We start from the raw sequence: 16,158 nt of genomic DNA, 5'->3' as shown, positions 1-16,158 counted from the left end.
GCACAGGCATCAGGGGTGGGCGACTCGGGCGAGACGCGAATCCACTACACGGACAGCCGCCATGGCAGACACGCGACGACCGCTCTCACCGCATCTTTCCGTCTACAAGTGGCAAGTGCAGATGGTGACCTCCATCCTGCACCGCGCCACCGGCATCGCCCTGTCCGTGGGCCTGCTGCTGGTCGCCTGGGGTCTGCTCGCGCTGGCCGGCGGACAAGATCGCTTTAACCAGTTCAGCGCGTTCGTCGGAAGCCCTATCGGCATGATTCTTCTGATCGGCTTCAGCTGGTCGCTGTTCTATCACCTGTGCAACGGTATCCGTCACCTGGTTCAGGACGGCGGCTACGGCTACGAGATCGTGCAGTTCGTTCGCTCGAGCTGGGCCTCGATCATCGTCAGCCTGTTGCTGACCGCGGCCGTGTGGGCCTACGTGCTGACCCTGGGAGCCGCCGCATGAGCGCCTATCCGAAGGAATACCGCAACCCGCTGAAGAAGGCCCGCGGCCTGGGCTCGGCCCAGCACGGCGTGAGCCACTGGTGGGTGCAGCGCGTCACCGCCGTTGCCCTTGTCGGCCTCGGCATCTGGCTGGCCGCGCTGGTGTTGCGCGTGCTGCATGCCGACTACGCCACCGCCCGCGAGCTGGTCGCCCGTCCCTGGAACGCGGTGCTGCTGATCGCCTTCGTGGTCACGTCGTTCTGGCACGCCGTGCTCGGACTGCAGGTGGTAATCGAGGACTACGTGCACACGCGCTGGAAGGAGGCCACGCTCCTGATGGCGATCAAGTTCATAGCCGTGCTCGCCACCCTGGCGGGCGTGCTCGCGGTGCTGCGCATCGCCCTGGGAGCCTGAGTTCGATGGAAGCCTACAAGGTTCAGCAACACAAGTACGACGTGATCGTGGTCGGCGCCGGCGGCGCCGGCCTGCGCGCCACCTTCGGCCTGGCCGAGAAGGGCCTGAAGGCCGCGTGCATCACCAAGGTTTTCCCGACCCGCTCGCACACCGTGGCGGCACAGGGCGGCATCTCCGCCGCGCTGGGCAACATGGGCGAGGACGACTGGCGCTTCCACTTCTACGACACCATCAAGGGCTCCGACTGGCTCGGCGACCAGGATGCGATCGAGTACATGTGCAAGGAAGCGCCGGCCGCGATCATCGAGCTGGAGCACTACGGCGTGCCGTTCTCGCGCACCGAGGAGGGCAAGATCTACCAGCGCCCGTTCGGCGGCATGACCACGCACTACGGCAAGGGCACGGCGCAGCGCACCTGCGCCGCGGCCGATCGCACCGGCCACGCGATCCTGCACACGCTCTACCAGCAGGCGCTGGCACATGACGCGGCGTTCTTCATCGAGTACTTCGCGATCGACCTGATCTTCGACGAGCAGGGCGTCTGCCGCGGCGTGCTCGCGCTGGACATGAACGAGGGCACGCTGCACTTCTTCCGCGGCCACGCGGTGGTGCTGGCGACCGGTGGCTACGGCCGCGCCTACTTCAGCGCGACTTCCGCGCACACCTGCACGGGCGACGGCGGCGGCATGGTGCTGCGCGCGGGGCTGGCGCTGCAGGACATGGAGTTCGTGCAGTTCCATCCGACCGGCATCTACGGCGCTGGCTGCCTGATCACCGAAGGCGTGCGCGGCGAGGGTGGGTACCTCACCAATTCCGAGGGCGAGCGCTTCATGGAGCGCTACGCGCCCAGCGCCAAGGACCTGGCCTCGCGCGACGTGGTCAGCCGTGCGATGACGATCGAGATCCGCGAGGGCAGGGGCGTCGGTCCCGAAAAGGACCACATCCACCTCAACCTGATGCATCTGGGCGCGGACGTGATCCACGAGCGGCTACCGGGCATCGCCGAATCGGCGCGCATCTTCGCCGGTGTGGACGTGACCAAAGAGCCGATCCCGGTCATCCCGACCGTGCACTACAACATGGGCGGCATCCCGACCAACTACCACGGCGAAGTGGTGCAGAAGAAGGGCGACGATGTCGATGCCGTGGTGCCGGGACTCTTCGCCATCGGCGAGGCGGCCTGCGTGTCGGTGCACGGCGCCAACCGCCTGGGATCCAACTCGCTGCTCGACCTGGTGGTGTTCGGCCGCGCTGTCGCGGGTCGCTGCGCCGAGCTGATCCAGCCGGGCACGCTGCACAAGGATCTTCCCGGCAGCATCCTGGATAGCGCGCTGGGCCGTTTCGATGCGCTGCGCCATGCCAAGGGCAACAAGCCAACCGCCCAGATCCGCGCCGAGATGCAGAAGACCATGCAGAAGGACGCGGCGGTGTTCCGCACCGGCGAGACGCTTGCCGAAGGCAAGCGCCGCATCTCCGAGGTGTTCGACTCGTTCAAGGACGTCAGCGTCACCGACCGCTCGCTGGTCTGGAACTCCGACCTGATCGAGACGCTGGAGCTGTCCAACCTGCTCGCGCAGGCGGTGGTCACCATGCACTCGGCCGAGCAGCGGTTGGAGAGCCGCGGCGCCCACGCGCGCGAGGACTTCCCCGACCGCGACGACGAGCACTGGATGAAGCACACCCTGGTCAGCCTGAGCGACGCGGGCCAGACCAGCTTCGACTTCCGCCCGGTGCACATGTACACGCTGACCGACGAGGTCGACGTGGTGCCGCCGAAGAAGCGCGTTTACTGAGCAACCGGACCGGAGACACATCGTGGCAGAGTTCACGCTACCGAAGAATTCCAAGATCCAGTCCGGCAAGCACTATCCGGCCAAGGGCGCCACCAAGCCGCGCACCTTCAAGGTCTACCGCTGGAGTCCGGACGACGATCAGAACCCGCGCGTCGATACCTACGAGGTCGACATGGCCGCGTGCGGCCCGATGGTTCTGGACGCGCTGCTGAAGATCAAGAACGAGATCGACCCCACGCTCACGTTGCGCCGCTCCTGCCGCGAAGGCATCTGCGGTTCCTGCGCGATGAACATCGACGGCACCAATACGCTGGCCTGCACCAAGGCGATCGACGATTGCGCCTCGGGCGAGGTGAAGATCTACCCGCTGCCGCACATGCCGGTGGTCAAGGACCTGGTGCCGGACCTGACGCACTTCTACGCGCAGTACGCCTCGATCAAACCGTGGATCCGCACGCAGAGTCCGGCGCCGGCGCGCGAGCGCCTGCAGTCGCCGGAAGACCGCAAGCAGCTGGATGGCTACTACGAGTGCATCCTGTGCGCCTGCTGCTCGACCAGCTGCCCGAGCTACTGGTGGAACGGCGACCGCTACCTCGGCCCGGCCATCCTGCTGCAGGCCTACCGCTGGATCGCCGACAGCCGCGACGAGGACACCGGCGGCCGCCTGGACGACCTGGAAGACCCGTTCAAGCTTTATCGCTGCCACACCATCATGAATTGCGCGCGCACCTGCCCGAAGGGTCTGAACCCGGCCAAGGCGATCGCGGAGATCAAGAAGCTGATGGTCGAGCGCCGTTCGTAAGAGCCGCGTGTGAGCTCCCTCTCCCTCCGGGGAGAGGGCTGGGGTGAGGGAACACTCTTGCGACGTACTTTCATCGGAGCCGCCGTCATGCTGGAAGCCAAGCACGTCTTGCACCGGCATCTTGCAAAACACGTCGAGGCGTTGTTTCGGCCTTCCCGCGAACGCCACCCCCGACCCTCTCCCCGGGGGGGAGAGGGAGCTGGAACAGGTGCGTCGCCGTGACTCTTTCCCGCCTGCGTTGGCGTGCCCGCCGCGGTACGCGCGAACTCGATGCGTTGCTGGGTGGCTGGCTCGACGAGCGTTACGAAGCGGCGGATTCTGCCACGCGCCAGGCCTTCGACGAACTGCTGGACACGCAGGACCCGGACCTGTGGGACTGGATCATGGGCCACGCGAAGTCCCCGCGCGCCGACTGGCAGGCGATCATCGATGACATCCGCGCCCGCCATCGGCTTTGACTACCGACCTTCGCGGCTGACGGGCCGGCTGATGGCCATCGTCACCGCGCTGGCCCTCGTTGCCATTGCACTCAGCGGTGCACTTCTCTGGCTCAAGCTCGTGCTGGCGGTCGGCACCTTGACACTGACGTTCACCGCCGCGCGGCGCTCGACGCTCTCGCGGATTGCCGGCGTAGGTTACGGTCCCGATGGTTGGACCCTCTACCAGCCCGACCGTACCCCCCTCCCGGTTAGGTTGCTCTCCCATCGCGTGATCGGTGGCTGCGTGCTGCTGCGGCTTAAGACCGACCACGCGACCGAAGTCCTGCTGCTGGCACCGGACAATTGCGACGCCGACATTCGCCGCCGTCTGCGCATGCGCCTGGCCGCGCAATCCGCGGTTGCCGAAGTCCTGTAGGAGCACCCTGGGCGCGCGACCGCCATCTCCATGCCTGCGGTCGCGCCGAGGACGCTCCGGCAATACCGCGCGGCACTTTTCCTCATGGGCACGGTCCGAGCGAATACCCGATAATGCTCCGATAGGGCGGCCCGCCCATCGATTGGAAGAAGCGACTGCCCATGTTCCGACCGCTCGAACTGTTCATCGGCCTGCGCTACACGCGCGCCAAGCGCCGCAATCAGTTCATCTCCTTCATCTCCACCGTTTCCATCGTCTGCATCGCCATCAGCGTCACCGCGCTGATCACGGTGATGTCGGTGATGAACGGCTTCGACTCGGAACTGCGCACGCGCATTCTGGGCGCCATCTCGCACGCCACCGTGTCAGGCCTGCCCGGCGAAGCGGTGCGCGACTGGCCTCGGGCAGTGCAGATCGCCGAGGCCAATCCGCACGTCAAGGGCGCCGCGCCCTACGTCGAAATGGAAGCCTTCCTGCAGGCCCGTCGCCCCAGCGGTGCGCTGGTGCGCGGCGTCGACCCGTCGCAGGAGCCGAAGGTCTCTGACATCAATACCCACATGGTCGAGGGTCGTCTCGACGCGCTGAAACCCGACAGCTGGAACATCGTGCTGGGCAAGGAACTGGCGCTGACGCTCGGCGTGACGGTCGGCGACCGCGTGACCATGGCGGTGCCGGAGTTCCGCGCCACGCCGATGGGCAGCGTGCCGCGCCTGCGGGGCTTCCACGTCGTTGGCATCTTCGAGCTCGGCATGCAGGAGTTCGACTCGGGCCTGGCGCTGGTCAACATGCGCGACGCCGAGAAGCTCGGCAGTCTGGATGGTCCCAGCGGCATCCGCCTCAAGCTCGACGACATGTTCAACGCGGGGCCGGTCGCCAGGGAGCTGGCCAATGCGCTCGGCCAGTTCTATATGGTGCAGACCTGGATGGACAGCCACGCCAACTTCTTCTCCGCCATTTCGATGGAGAAGCACGTGATGTTCATCATCCTGTCGCTGATCATCCTGGTGGCGGTGATCAACCTGATTTCGATGCTGATGATGCTGGTCACCGACAAGCAGGCGGACATCGCCATCCTGCGCACGCTCGGTTCGACCCCGCGCAGCATCATGGGCATGTTCATGGTGCAGGGCGTGCTGGTCGGCGTGGTCGGCATCGGCTTCGGCGTGGGCCTGGGCTCGCTGCTGTCGTGGAAGTTGCCGGCGATCGTCAAGTGGATCGAGCACGTCACCGGCGTGACCTTTCTCTCGCCGGACGTCTATTACATCAGCGAAGTGCCGAGCAAGCTGGTCGCCAGCGACGTGGGCTGGGTCACGCTGGTCACCTTCCTCTTCTCGCTGCTGGCCACGCTCTATCCAGCGTGGCGCGCCTCGCGGACCCAGCCGGCACAGGCGCTGCGCTATGAATAAGCCTTCGACCATGGACAAGAACGTCGTGCTGCGTGCCAGCGGGATCGCCAAGACCTACGAGGAAGGTGATCTCAAGACCGAGGTACTGACTGACGTCAACTTCACCCTAAAGCGTGGCGAGACGCTGGCCATCGTCGGCGCCTCCGGCTCGGGCAAGAGCACGCTGCTGCACATTATCGGCGGGCTGGACACGCTGACCCGCGGCGAGGTGGAGGTCGACGGGCGCATCCTCTCCAAGCTCTCGGACGCCGAGCGCGGGCGCGTGCGCAACCGCTCGCTGGGTTTCATCTACCAGTTCCACCACCTGCTGCCCGAGTTCACCGCACTTGAGAACGTGTGCATGCCGCTGCTGATCCGCGGCGTGTCGATTGCCGATGCGCAGCGTCAGGCACGCGTGCTGCTGGAGCGGGTGGGGCTGGGCAAGCGCGAAGAACACAAGCCGGCCGAACTCTCCGGCGGCGAGCGCCAGCGCTGCGCGGTGGCGCGTGCGCTGGTCACGCGACCGGCCTGCGTGCTCGGCGACGAACCGACCGGCAACCTCGATGAGGGTAACGCCGCGCACGTCTACGAGTTGATGCTCGAACTCAACCGTGAGGTCGGCACCAGCTTCATCCTGGTGACGCACGACCACCGCCTGGCGGCGAAGATGGATCGCACGCTCGAGCTGCACAATGGCGTGTTGCGGGAGAAAGCCCGCACACCTTTGGGCTGACAGCCAGCACGCCGTAGGGTGGGCGTCAGCCCACTGCATGCCAGCGATGGTGGACTGACGTCCACCCTACGAGATCGCCTCGTTCGCGTCGTACCCCTACACGCATTTCAGCCATTCCACTGGCGGGCCGCATTTAAACTGGCACCTTCCCACGGGAGGGTGGAATGCGCGAGGCACGGATGCCCGGTGCGGCGACAACCGGCGCCGCCTTGCTGTGCGGCGTGGCGGCCGTGCAATGGTTGCCCGCCTTGCCGCCATCGGCGTGGATTGCGTTGCCCGGTTTGCTCGTTCTGTGGTCCAGCCTGCGCTGGCCCCGCCTGCGCCTGCCCGCGCTGGTCCTGCTCGGCGCCGCCTGGGCGATCTGGCGCGGCACGCTCGCGCTCGACCTGCGCCTGCCACGTGACCTGGATGGTCGCGACTTCGATGTGACCGGCACGCTGTCCGGGATGTCGCAGGTGCGCAGCGATGCCACCCGCTTCGTGTTCGACGTCGACCATGCAACCCTGGGTGGAAAGCCGGTGCCGCTGCACGGCCAAGTGCGCCTGAGCTGGTACGACGATGCACCGGCGCTACCGGCATGCTCGCGCTGGCGATTGCACGTGCGACTGCGCCGGCCGCGCGGCCTGCTCAACCCAGGCGGCTTCGATGGGGAGCGCAGCGCACTGGAAAAGCGCATCGCCGCCACCGGCTACGTACGTGAGGACATAGCCAATCACCTGGTGCAGCCGGGCCACTGCGTCGACGGCATCCGCGACCGGATTTCCCGTGGCATCGCCGCCCGCGTGTCCGATCCGCACGATGCCGCGCTGCTGCAGGCGTTCTCCATCGGCGATACGCGTGGACTGGACCAGGACGACTGGGAAGTCGCCCGTGCCAACGGCGTGCCGCATCTGATCGCCATTTCGGGCTTCCACGTGGGCGTGGCTGCGCTGTTCGGCGTAGGGCTGTTGCGCTTGCTGTATTGGGCTTGGCCCGGTCTGGCGCTGCGCCTGCCGCGGCTGCCTGCGCAGGCGGCCGCAGCGTTGCTGGCCGCGGGGCTGTATGGCGCACTGGCTGGCTTCGGGCTGCCAACGGTGCGTACCTTGTTGATGATTGCGGTCGTGGCGCTGGCCCGGTGCAGCCGACGGGCGATCGGCGGCGCACAGACACTCGGCCTGGCACTGATCGCGATGTTGCTGGCCGACCCGCTTGCAGTGCTGTCGGCGGGCTTTTGGCTCTCGTTCGTGGGCGTGGCATTCCTGATGCTGTGCCTGGAGGCACGCCCGCGCGGGCTGCGCGGTTTCCTGCACGAACTGTCCGCAGGCCAGCTGGTGATGACGGTGGCCCTGTTGCCGCTGACGCTGTGGTTCTTCGGCGAAGCGTCCCTGGTGGGCGCGCTCTCGAACCTCATCGCGGTGCCGTTCGTCAGTTTCGTGATCGTCCCCTGCGCGCTGATGGGCATGTTGCTGCTCCTGCTCGCGCCCGCCGTGGCAACGCCCGTGCTGAAACTGGCCGCCGTCTTCGCGCATGCCCAATGGTGGTTGCTTGAGCGGATGGCGGCCTGGCCCGGCGCGCACTGGTACTTGCCCGAAGTGGGGCCATGGGCGCTCGTACTGGCCACGTTGGGAGCGTTGTGGCTGTTCGCACCGCGTGGCCTGCCGCTGCGGGGGCTGGGGTTGGTGCTGTTCCTGCCGCTGGTCTGGCCGGTGTCGCAGCTGCCGGCGGTCGGCGGGTTCCAGGCCTGGGTGCTGGATGTGGGGCAGGGATTGTCGGTGGTGGTGCGCACCCGCGGGCATGCGCTGGTCTACGATGCCGGTGCGCGCTATCCGTCAGGTTTCGACCTGGGCGAAGCCGTGGTGGTGCCGGCACTGCACGCGCTCGGAATCGACCGGCTGGACATTCTCATGATCAGCCATGCCGACAACGACCACGCCGGCGGTGCTACGGCAGTGGCGGAGGCCTTTCCGCATACTGCGCGCTACGCAGGCGAACCCGGACGCATGCCCCTCCCGATGCAGTCGTGCCGGGCAGGGCAGGCGTGGCGCTGGGATGGGGTGAGCTTCCGCGTGCTGTCGCCCGGTCCTGCAGAAACAGCGCGGCGCAATGACCGATCCTGCGTGCTGGTCATCGACGGCGAGGGCGGGCGCCTGCTGCTCACCGGAGACATCAGCAGCCAGGTGGAACCCGCCGTGGCCTCGGCCCTCGGGATCGCTCGTCCCACGGTGCTGGTGGTGCCGCACCACGGCAGTCGCTACTCGTCCGACCCTTCGTTCATCGCCGCGATCGCACCGCATGTGGCATTGGTATCGGCAGGCTGGCACAACCGGTTTGGCCATCCGCACCCGCTCGTGCTCGTGCGCTACGCCCAGGCGGGCGTGCCGCTGCTGAACACAGCTACGCGCGGTGCCATCGAGGTCGACGCGCCTGCCACTGCCGAGCCCGCCATCAAGGCCACCTGGCGCCAGCGCAGACCCCGCTACTGGCGCCAATGAACGGCCGTTTTTGCAACTGCCAAGCGCACCGCGGAACGATGTGAAGGGACTGCTATGATTCGGCGTCCCCTGAGAAGTTGCCCTGGCGGGAGTTAGGCAGTGCTTGAAATTCTGATGGCTGGCGGATGGGCGTTGGCCCCCATCCTGATCTGTTCGGCGGTAGCCCTGGCGATCGTGCTGGAGCGCTGGTGGTCCCTGCGCCGCAAGGCCGTCCTGCCCGACGGGCTGGGCGAGGAAGTGCGCAAGTGGGCGCGCAGCGGCCAGCTCGATCCGGCCCACCTGGACGCGCTCGCCGCCGGCTCGCCGCTGGGTGAACTGCTGGCCGGCGCCCTGGCCGTGCGCAACCGTCCGCGCGAGCAGATCAAGGAACGCATCGAGGACACCGGTCGCCACGTCGTGCATCGCATGGAGCGCTACCTCAACACGCTCGGCACCATCGCCCTGATCGGTCCGCTGCTGGGCCTGCTCGGCACCGTGATCGGCCTGATCCGCATGTTCATGCAGGTCATGGCCGGCGGCATGGCCGACCCGACCAAGATGGCAGGCGGCATCGGCGAGGCGCTGATCTGTACCGCCATGGGCCTGGTGGTGGCGATCCCTGCCTACGTGCTGCATCGCTACTTCCGCTCGAAAGTGGCCGGCTATTGCGTCGACATGGAAAAGCAGGCCACGGCGCTGCTCGATGACCTGACCGGCACGCCGGCCCCGGCGGCGCGCCCGCGCCGCGCGGCGACGACCGCCGCGACCAGCGCCTGAGGGTAAGCATGCGTATCGGTTCCGACCGTCGGCAGGACGACTTCGAGATCAACGTGATCTCGCTGATCGACGTGCTGCTGACGCTTCTGATGTTCTTCGTGCTGACCACGACTTTCGTCCAGCACTCGCGCCTGCAGGTCACGCTGCCTCAGGCCAGCGCCGAAGAGCGCGACATGCAGGCGCCCGCGCTGACCGTGATGATCGACCGCGACGGGCACTTCTACGTCGGTAGCGATGCGGTGACGGGCGAAGGTGTCGATTCGCTCAAGCAGGCCATCGCCCGCGTGGCCGGCGACGACCGCGACCGCCCGGTGACGATCCGCGCCGACGCGAAGACGGCGCACCAGGACGTCGTGACCGCCATGGATGCGCTCGGCCAGCTCGGCTTCACCCGGCTGGCTATCGCGACCACGCCCAGCCAGGAAGCTGCACGTTGACACCCACCCGCAAGGCGGCCATCTGGGACGCCGAGACGCTGCGCGTCTATAAACGGCTGCTCGGCTATACGCGGCGATGGTGGGTAGTGGGTGTGATCGCCATTGTCGGCATGGCTGTCGACGGCGGAGCGTTGGCGGCCTTCACGCAGAAGCTGCGTCCGATGATCGACGAGCTTTTCGCCAAGAAGGACGCCTACCTGATCTTCTGGATGCCGATCTGGATCGTGCTGATCTTTGCCGCGCGCGGCGTCGGGACGTTCATCAGCAGCTATGGCATTTCGTACGTCGGCCGCAACGTCGTGCAAGCGATGCAGGCTGACGTGTTCGCGGCCTATCTCCGACTGCCGGCTGCCTTCTTCGGCAAAGAGCCCTCGGGCCAGCAGATCTCCCGCATCACCTACACCAGCGAACAGGTGGCGTCGGCTTCCACCGATGCGCTGAAGGTCGTGGTGACCGAAGGCGTCACGGTTATCGGCATGCTGTACGTGATGTTGGCCAACAGCGCCTATCTTTCGCTTACGTTGCTGATGATGGCGCCGGGTATCGCCCTGGTCGCCACGATGGTCGGCCGGCGCTATCGGCAGATAAGCCGCCGCATCCAGGGTTCGATGGGCTCGGTGACCGGCGCCGTGGACGAGTCGGTCCATGCGCACCGCGAGGTGCGAGTCTACGGCGGGCAGCAGCACGAGGCCGCGCGCTTCGGCGAGGTCTCGCACCGGGCGCGCCGCCTGAACATGAAGATCGCCACCACGGCCGCCAGTTCGAGTACGGCCATCCAGACCGTCGCCGCGCTCGCGCTCGCGCTGCTGGTTTACCTGGCCACGCGGCCACAGGTCATCGACGGCATCTCCCCCGGCGTGTTCGTCACCGTGCTGACCGCCATGGGCGCCATGATGCCCTCGCTCAAGCGGCTGGCGAACGTACAGGGCACGATCCAGCGCGGTATCTCTGCGGCCGAGGACCTGTTCGACGTCATCGATATGCCGCCGGAACAGGACACCGGCCGGCTCGAGCTCGAGCGCACCCGCGGCGACCTGCGTTTCGAAGGCATACGCCTGCGCTACCCGCGTAGCGAGGTCGACACCCTGCGCGGCATCGACCTGCACTGCGCCCCCGGAACCGTCACCGCCCTGGTCGGCCGCTCCGGCAGTGGCAAAAGCAGCCTCGTCAGCCTGCTGCCGCGCTTCCAGGAACCCAGCGCCGGACGCATCGTGCTCGATGGCCATGACTACCAGGAGTACACGCTGGCATCGCTGCGGCGCCAAATTGGTTGGGTCGGGCAGAGCGTGGTGCTGTTCGACGGCACCATCGCCCAGAACATCGCCTATGGCGAGTTGGCCGGTGCCAGCGAGGCGGACATCGTCGCCGCGGCCGAGGCGGCCAACGCGATGGAGTTCATCCAGCGCATGCCCGAAGGCATCCACAGCCCGATCGGGCAGGGCGGCGGCATGCTTTCGGGCGGCCAGCGCCAGCGCCTGGCGATCGCCCGCGCGATCCTGAAGAACGCCCCGATCCTGGTGCTGGACGAAGCCACCAGCGCACTCGACACCGAGTCCGAGCGGCTGATCCAGCAGGCGCTGCAGCGCCTGATGCGCGACCGCACCACGCTGGTGATCGCGCACCGGCTGTCCACCATCGAACACGCCGATCAGATTGCTGTGATGGACCAGGGCCGCATCGTTGAACGCGGCACTCACGCGGAGTTGGTAGCCTTGGGCGGTCAGTACGCCGCGCTCCACCGCATGCAGTTCCACGAACAGGAAGAAGGCTGAGCCGTCCTCATGGCGCTCGCGCAGAAGCTGGAAGAAGCCTGGTACAGCGATGGCCCCGCCCCGTTGTGGGTGCACCCGCTGTCATGGCTTTACGCCTGCGTGACCGGCGTGCGCCGGTTTCTCTACCGCCATGGCTGGCGGCGCAGCGTACGCCTGCACGTTCCGGTCATCGTGATCGGCAACATCACCGCCGGCGGCACCGGCAAGACGCCGCTGGCCATTGCCGTCGCCCAGGCATTGCGCGAGCGTGGCTTCAACCCCGGCGTGGTCAGCCGCGGCTACGGCGGCACCCAGCGCGAGCCGTTGCTGCTCGGTGACGCCCCCAACCCGCAGCGGGTGGGCGACGAACCCAGCCTGATCCGCACCCAGGGCATTCCCGTGGCGGTCGGCCGCGACCGCCCCGCGGCCGCCCGCCTGCTGATCAATGCCGGCTGCGACGTGGTCATTGCCGATGACGGCCTGCAGCACTACCGCCTCGCCCGCGACGTGGAAGTGTGCGTGATCGACGCCCTGCGCGGCTTCGGCAACGGCCGCCTGCTGCCGGCCGGCCCGCTGCGCGAGCCGCTGATGCGCCTGGCCACCGCGGACATCCGCGTTTGCAACGGTGGCGAACGCATGGGCGCCTATCCCATGCAATTGCGTGGCGGCGAGGCCTGCTCGCTCACCGACGGCACCTGCCAGCCGCTGACCGCCTTCACCGGCCAGCGCGTGCACGCGGTGGCTGCCATTGGCCATCCGGCCCGCTTCTTCGACAGCCTGCGCGCTTACGGCATCCTGCCGGTCGAGCACGCCTTCGCCGACCATCATGCCTTCGTACCCGCCGACTTCAATTTCGGCGAGGACCTGCCGGTACTGATGACTGACAAGGACGCGATCAAATGCCGGAGGTTCGCGCAGCCGGGATGGTGGCGGGTGCCGGTGCGGGCCGAGTTGCCTGCGGAGTTCTTTGACGCGTTGGCGAGCCGTATCCGGGCCGCCTCGGGGCGCGGGGCTAGCTGATTTCGGCCGATTCCTTACGCGACCGGCCAATCTCAAGTCGGGGCACGCTGGCGGCGCCTAGCAGCCTCGACTTGAAGTAGCTGTCCTCGTAGTAGCGGACCTTGTTGCAGCGGATCGGGTGCGGCGTGCCCTCGATGAAAACGATCTCCCTCTTCGGGTCGAGTGCCTTCAGCTCCTGCGGCAGTAACAGCGCGCGTTTCTCCTCCACTTCGGCCAAGGACACGCTGCTGCCTTGACCGAGTCCTCCCTTGGAGCGTGTGCGCTGACGCTTGCGCTCCGTGGTGTATCCGAGCATTTCGCTGTACTCGTTGGCGTCACGCTGCTCGCGCGGCGTGTAGATCACCTGGCAGGCCAGGTTGGTGATCATGCTGCGGGCCTTGTCCGGGCCGTACACGGCGTCCAGTTGTGAGAGTGACTGGATAACGCAGAACACGCGTACGTTGTAGCCTGCGAAGTAGGCCACGCCGTCGACCATCACGTCGATCCGGCCCAGCGCGGTGAACTCGTCCAGCATGAACAGGCAGGGATGTCGAAGGGTCGCGTCCTTGTCCGGGGTGACGTCCACGTTGAGCTTGATCGCCTGGTTGAAGAACAGGTTCAACAGGGCGGACGCTTCGCTGAGCTTGCTTGGCGAAATTCCCACGTAGATCGATTGCACCCGGCGACGCAGGTCGGGCAGCCAGAAGTCGTTGCCCGAGGTGGCCTTGTCCAGGATCGGGTTGGCGAGGACGAGAAGAGGAGCTTGCGTGCTGGCGATCACGGAGGTGAAGGTCTGTTCCGCCAACGCGGTGATATTGGCAAAGGCAGTGCGTGTCTGGTTGCTGACGTGGGGAAGCATGAGCACGGACTTCAGGTGCGCCTTGAGGTCACTCCCGTCCCCGGAAAGCAGGCGGTAGATCGCGCCAAGCGTGGGATAGCCATCGTCCTTGGCGAACCCCTTGTCCAGGCCATCTGTCCAGCAATCGAACAGGAGGCTGGCGGATGCAACGAATGTCGAGCGCGCCATGTTCGCCCAGAACGGGTCCTGGTTTGGCGGATCCTTGTACAGGCAATCGGCGATGGCCTGCAGGTCGGACGTGCGATAGGTAACCTCGGTCCTCACGTACGCGAACGGGTTCCAGCGATGGGTTCGCAGGTCCTCGGCAAATGGATTGAACAGGAATGTCGGCCCAAGCTTTGAACGCCATTTCGAGGTGATGTCGAAGGCTTCCTGCTTGATGTCCAGAACGACCATCGAACCCTGGTAGCTGAGCAGGTTGGGAATGACCGCGCCGACGCCCTTGCCGCTTCGGGTTGGTGCGGCGAGCAAGGCGTGCCGAGTGCCGGGGAGGCGCAGGAAGCTGCGCCCGAGCCTGCCCACGATGATGCCGGTAGGATCTTCGTTGAGCAGGCCGAGCCGGTCCAGGTCGCCACGGGTAGCGAAGCGGGCGTCGCCGTGGGTGGAACGCGCGCGCGTCCTGAACATGAAATAGAGCAGCCCGGCCCAAGCGGCCACGGGCAGGCCGAAACCCGCAACCCCGGCCAGCTTGATCCGGGCCAAATAGGGCCGGACCTCTGGCCTGGAGGCAGCGGCCAGGTAACGTAGGTAGGTTGCAGGATCAAGGGGAGTCTGCAGATGCAGGAGGGCCAACGCCAGCCATCCGGATGCGTAAAGACCCGCGCCCAAGACCAGTAGCAGAGCCAAAGAGGCGGCGACCGCCTTGTTGCGAAACGTCATGGGCTCACCTTTCCGTGTGAGTTTTGGATCCGACCGATCTCGCCAGTAATCAGGGCACCGAACCCCACTCGACAATAATGGCGTTCAGTAGGACCGCGTTGGTCGCGGCGCTCGCGCCGGGACAGGTCATCAGATATGTCCTGCGCAGTTGGGAGGTCGCGGGGGCATCGAACCAAGGGTCGAAAACGACAAGGCTGAAAAAGTAAGTGGTCGCGGGCACACAGGAAGCGCCGCCGCTTGCGCCCGCGCCGGAAACGCCGGCCATGCACGTATAGACGCTGCAGGGATCCACACTCTGGGCGTGAACGGGTGCTATGGTCAGGCCAGCGGCGGCGATGGTGAATGCAAGAAGCGCAGAACGGGCGTGTCGTATCAAGGCGACCTCCATCGAGTTGGGCAAGGCACTTGCGCGGAACTGCTAGGACTCTTGATCAGGTCCGGTCTCTCGGATGCGAACGAGCGGGGATTGCTTCCGTCTGCTGCGGGGACGACATGACCACCGTGCGCGCGCCGGTCATGGGCAGCCCACCGCCGTGCGGACCACTGCCGCCTTGCGGATGGTGGTTTGGCTGCCTTGCCTGCTGGGGATAGTGCGAAGGCGATACGCCGTACCCGTAGGATCCGGGCGGTTGTCCCTGTGGCCCTGGGCGATTGCCGGTGCCGGCTCCGAAAGCGGAGTAGTGCATGAAACTCCCCACGGTGCCTTGGAAGAAAGCGGCGGCCAGCGGGGGCACACTGACGATCAGGACGGTCATCAACAAGCCGATGCCACCTTGCTGCAGGGCCTGGTTGGAGAGGCCTTCGGCTCCGAAGCCGGTCATCTGGGTGATCAGGTTCGCGGTCCAGAGTGCTGCTGCCACGCGCAATGTCAGCTGCAACACGAGAGAGCTGATGAAGCTGAGCGCGGCCATGGAAAAGAGCGTGCCGACGCCGTAAAGCAGCCACTTGCGGAAGAGATCCCTGGTCTGGTCGAAGATCAGGCAAAGAATGAACAGCGGCCCCATGCCGATGAACAGGGCAATGGTGGCCTGGTAGAGCAATAGCATGGCACCGGCAGCCATCGGTGGACTGGCCGTGCCCAGTCCGGCGATGAGCATGGCGTGCGCCTTGCGTTGGGCGTTCTCGATGTCGCCGGGGGCGACCTGCACGGCATCGATCGCGCCCAGTGCGAGCTGGGTCCAGGCCAGGTTCTGGTCGATGGTCTCCGCAGCGGTGTCGTCGCTGCCGGTGAACAGCTGATTGATACCGGTACTCAGGTCGGTCGTGAACAACTGCTGCAGGTTGGAGCCGAAGACCGACATCGTGGTTGCGGCGCTGACGATGATGGCGATGCGCGTCATGTTCATCACCATCGCCATCAGCGATTCGCGCGACTGTCCGGTAATCAGCCGATAACCCTGGATCATGATCCATAGCGTGACCATGAGCAGCGCCAGTGCGCTCGCCCAGGTCATAAAGGACGCCATGAGGTCCATTCCGAATATATTGATTTGTTTACTCAGGTAGTCGTACACCAGCCTGAAGTAAACGAAGTCGGCGAGGTTAGTTGGCATTGCGCCTGATTCCATTCTTGCGCGCTTGGCGACTTA

At 66.2% G+C, this 16,158-nt stretch carries 16 protein-coding genes; 13 read left to right on the top strand and 3 right to left on the bottom strand.

Going from position 1 to position 16,158, the window contains the following annotated elements; genetic code table 11:
* The first annotated feature begins 61 nt into the window (after window positions 1–61).
* From sdhC to lpxK, 13 genes are all read left to right on the top strand, one after another.
* Window positions 62–457 (top strand): succinate dehydrogenase, cytochrome b556 subunit, encoded by a 396-nt coding sequence (gene sdhC / locus ACFWZ4_RS01915; protein WP_439703069.1) that lies wholly within the window; start codon window positions 62–64, stop codon window positions 455–457.
* Window positions 454–849, top strand: a complete 396-nt coding sequence (gene sdhD / locus ACFWZ4_RS01910) for a succinate dehydrogenase, hydrophobic membrane anchor protein (RefSeq protein WP_439703068.1) — start codon at window positions 454–456, stop codon at window positions 847–849. The genes sdhC and sdhD overlap by 4 nt, the downstream gene beginning before the upstream one ends.
* A 5-nt stretch (window positions 850–854) precedes the next feature.
* Window positions 855–2,642, top strand: a complete 1,788-nt coding sequence (gene sdhA / locus ACFWZ4_RS01905) for a succinate dehydrogenase flavoprotein subunit (protein ID WP_439703067.1) — start codon at window positions 855–857, stop codon at window positions 2,640–2,642.
* 22 nt (window positions 2,643–2,664) lie between these two features.
* Window positions 2,665–3,444 carry a succinate dehydrogenase iron-sulfur subunit gene (locus ACFWZ4_RS01900; protein ID WP_439703066.1) on the top strand — a complete coding sequence of 260 codons (780 nt, stop codon included), beginning with the start codon at window positions 2,665–2,667 and terminating at the stop codon, window positions 3,442–3,444.
* A 218-nt stretch (window positions 3,445–3,662) separates the two neighbouring features.
* The gene (locus ACFWZ4_RS01895; RefSeq protein ID WP_439703065.1) at window positions 3,663–3,902 is read left to right on the top strand and encodes a succinate dehydrogenase assembly factor 2; all 240 of its coding nucleotides are present in this window, start codon (window positions 3,663–3,665) and stop codon (window positions 3,900–3,902) included.
* Window positions 3,903–3,933: 31 nt separating this feature from the next.
* Window positions 3,934–4,299: a protein YgfX gene (locus tag ACFWZ4_RS01890; protein ID WP_439703064.1), complete on the top strand. Its 366-nt coding sequence runs from the start codon at window positions 3,934–3,936 to the stop codon at window positions 4,297–4,299.
* Between the two features lie 161 nt (window positions 4,300–4,460).
* Complete coding sequence (locus ACFWZ4_RS01885) at window positions 4,461–5,705, top strand: lipoprotein-releasing ABC transporter permease subunit (RefSeq protein ID WP_439703063.1); 1,245 nt, start codon at window positions 4,461–4,463, stop codon at window positions 5,703–5,705.
* Entirely contained in the window at window positions 5,698–6,417 is a 720-nt protein-coding gene (lolD, locus tag ACFWZ4_RS01880; RefSeq protein WP_439703062.1) for a lipoprotein-releasing ABC transporter ATP-binding protein LolD, read from the top strand. The genes ACFWZ4_RS01885 and lolD overlap by 8 nt, the downstream gene beginning before the upstream one ends.
* Before the next feature lie 164 nt (window positions 6,418–6,581).
* Window positions 6,582–8,888, top strand: a complete 2,307-nt coding sequence (locus tag ACFWZ4_RS01875) for a DNA internalization-related competence protein ComEC/Rec2 (RefSeq protein ID WP_439703061.1) — start codon at window positions 6,582–6,584, stop codon at window positions 8,886–8,888.
* 99 nt (window positions 8,889–8,987) lie between these two features.
* Window positions 8,988–9,644 (top strand): MotA/TolQ/ExbB proton channel family protein, encoded by a 657-nt coding sequence (locus ACFWZ4_RS01870; protein WP_439703060.1) that lies wholly within the window; start codon window positions 8,988–8,990, stop codon window positions 9,642–9,644.
* A gap of 8 nt (window positions 9,645–9,652) precedes the next feature.
* Window positions 9,653–10,081, top strand: coding sequence for an ExbD/TolR family protein (locus tag ACFWZ4_RS01865; protein WP_439703059.1), 429 nt, complete (start codon window positions 9,653–9,655; stop codon window positions 10,079–10,081).
* Complete coding sequence (gene msbA, locus ACFWZ4_RS01860) at window positions 10,078–11,853, top strand: lipid A export permease/ATP-binding protein MsbA (RefSeq protein ID WP_439703058.1); 1,776 nt, start codon at window positions 10,078–10,080, stop codon at window positions 11,851–11,853. The genes ACFWZ4_RS01865 and msbA overlap by 4 nt, the downstream gene beginning before the upstream one ends.
* Window positions 11,854–11,862: 9 nt before the next feature.
* Window positions 11,863–12,852 carry a tetraacyldisaccharide 4'-kinase gene (lpxK, locus tag ACFWZ4_RS01855; RefSeq protein WP_439703057.1) on the top strand — a complete coding sequence of 330 codons (990 nt, stop codon included), beginning with the start codon at window positions 11,863–11,865 and terminating at the stop codon, window positions 12,850–12,852.
* Here lpxK and ACFWZ4_RS01850 read toward each other — a convergent pair.
* Genes ACFWZ4_RS01850 through ACFWZ4_RS01840 form a run of 3 tightly spaced genes read right to left on the bottom strand, consistent with a single transcriptional unit; the run spans window position 12,845 to window position 16,122 of the window.
* Complete coding sequence (locus ACFWZ4_RS01850; protein ID WP_439703056.1) at window positions 12,845–14,569, bottom strand: type IV secretory system conjugative DNA transfer family protein; 1,725 nt, start codon at window positions 14,567–14,569, stop codon at window positions 12,845–12,847. The two genes, lpxK and ACFWZ4_RS01850, sit on opposite strands and share 8 nt — an antisense overlap.
* Before the next feature lie 49 nt (window positions 14,570–14,618).
* Window positions 14,619–14,945 carry a hypothetical protein gene (locus tag ACFWZ4_RS01845; RefSeq protein WP_439703055.1) on the bottom strand — a complete coding sequence of 109 codons (327 nt, stop codon included), beginning with the start codon at window positions 14,943–14,945 and terminating at the stop codon, window positions 14,619–14,621.
* Between the two features lie 55 nt (window positions 14,946–15,000).
* Window positions 15,001–16,122, bottom strand: a complete 1,122-nt coding sequence (locus ACFWZ4_RS01840; protein WP_439703054.1) for a type IV secretion system protein — start codon at window positions 16,120–16,122, stop codon at window positions 15,001–15,003.
* Window positions 16,123–16,158 lie beyond the last annotated feature (36 nt).

The organism is Frateuria sp. GZRe12, from assembly GCF_051900535.1.
Taxonomy (GTDB): domain Bacteria; phylum Pseudomonadota; class Gammaproteobacteria; order Xanthomonadales; family Rhodanobacteraceae; genus Frateuria_A.
Note: the sequence above shows the minus strand (reverse complement) of the source record. Positions and strands in the feature narration are given on the sequence as shown.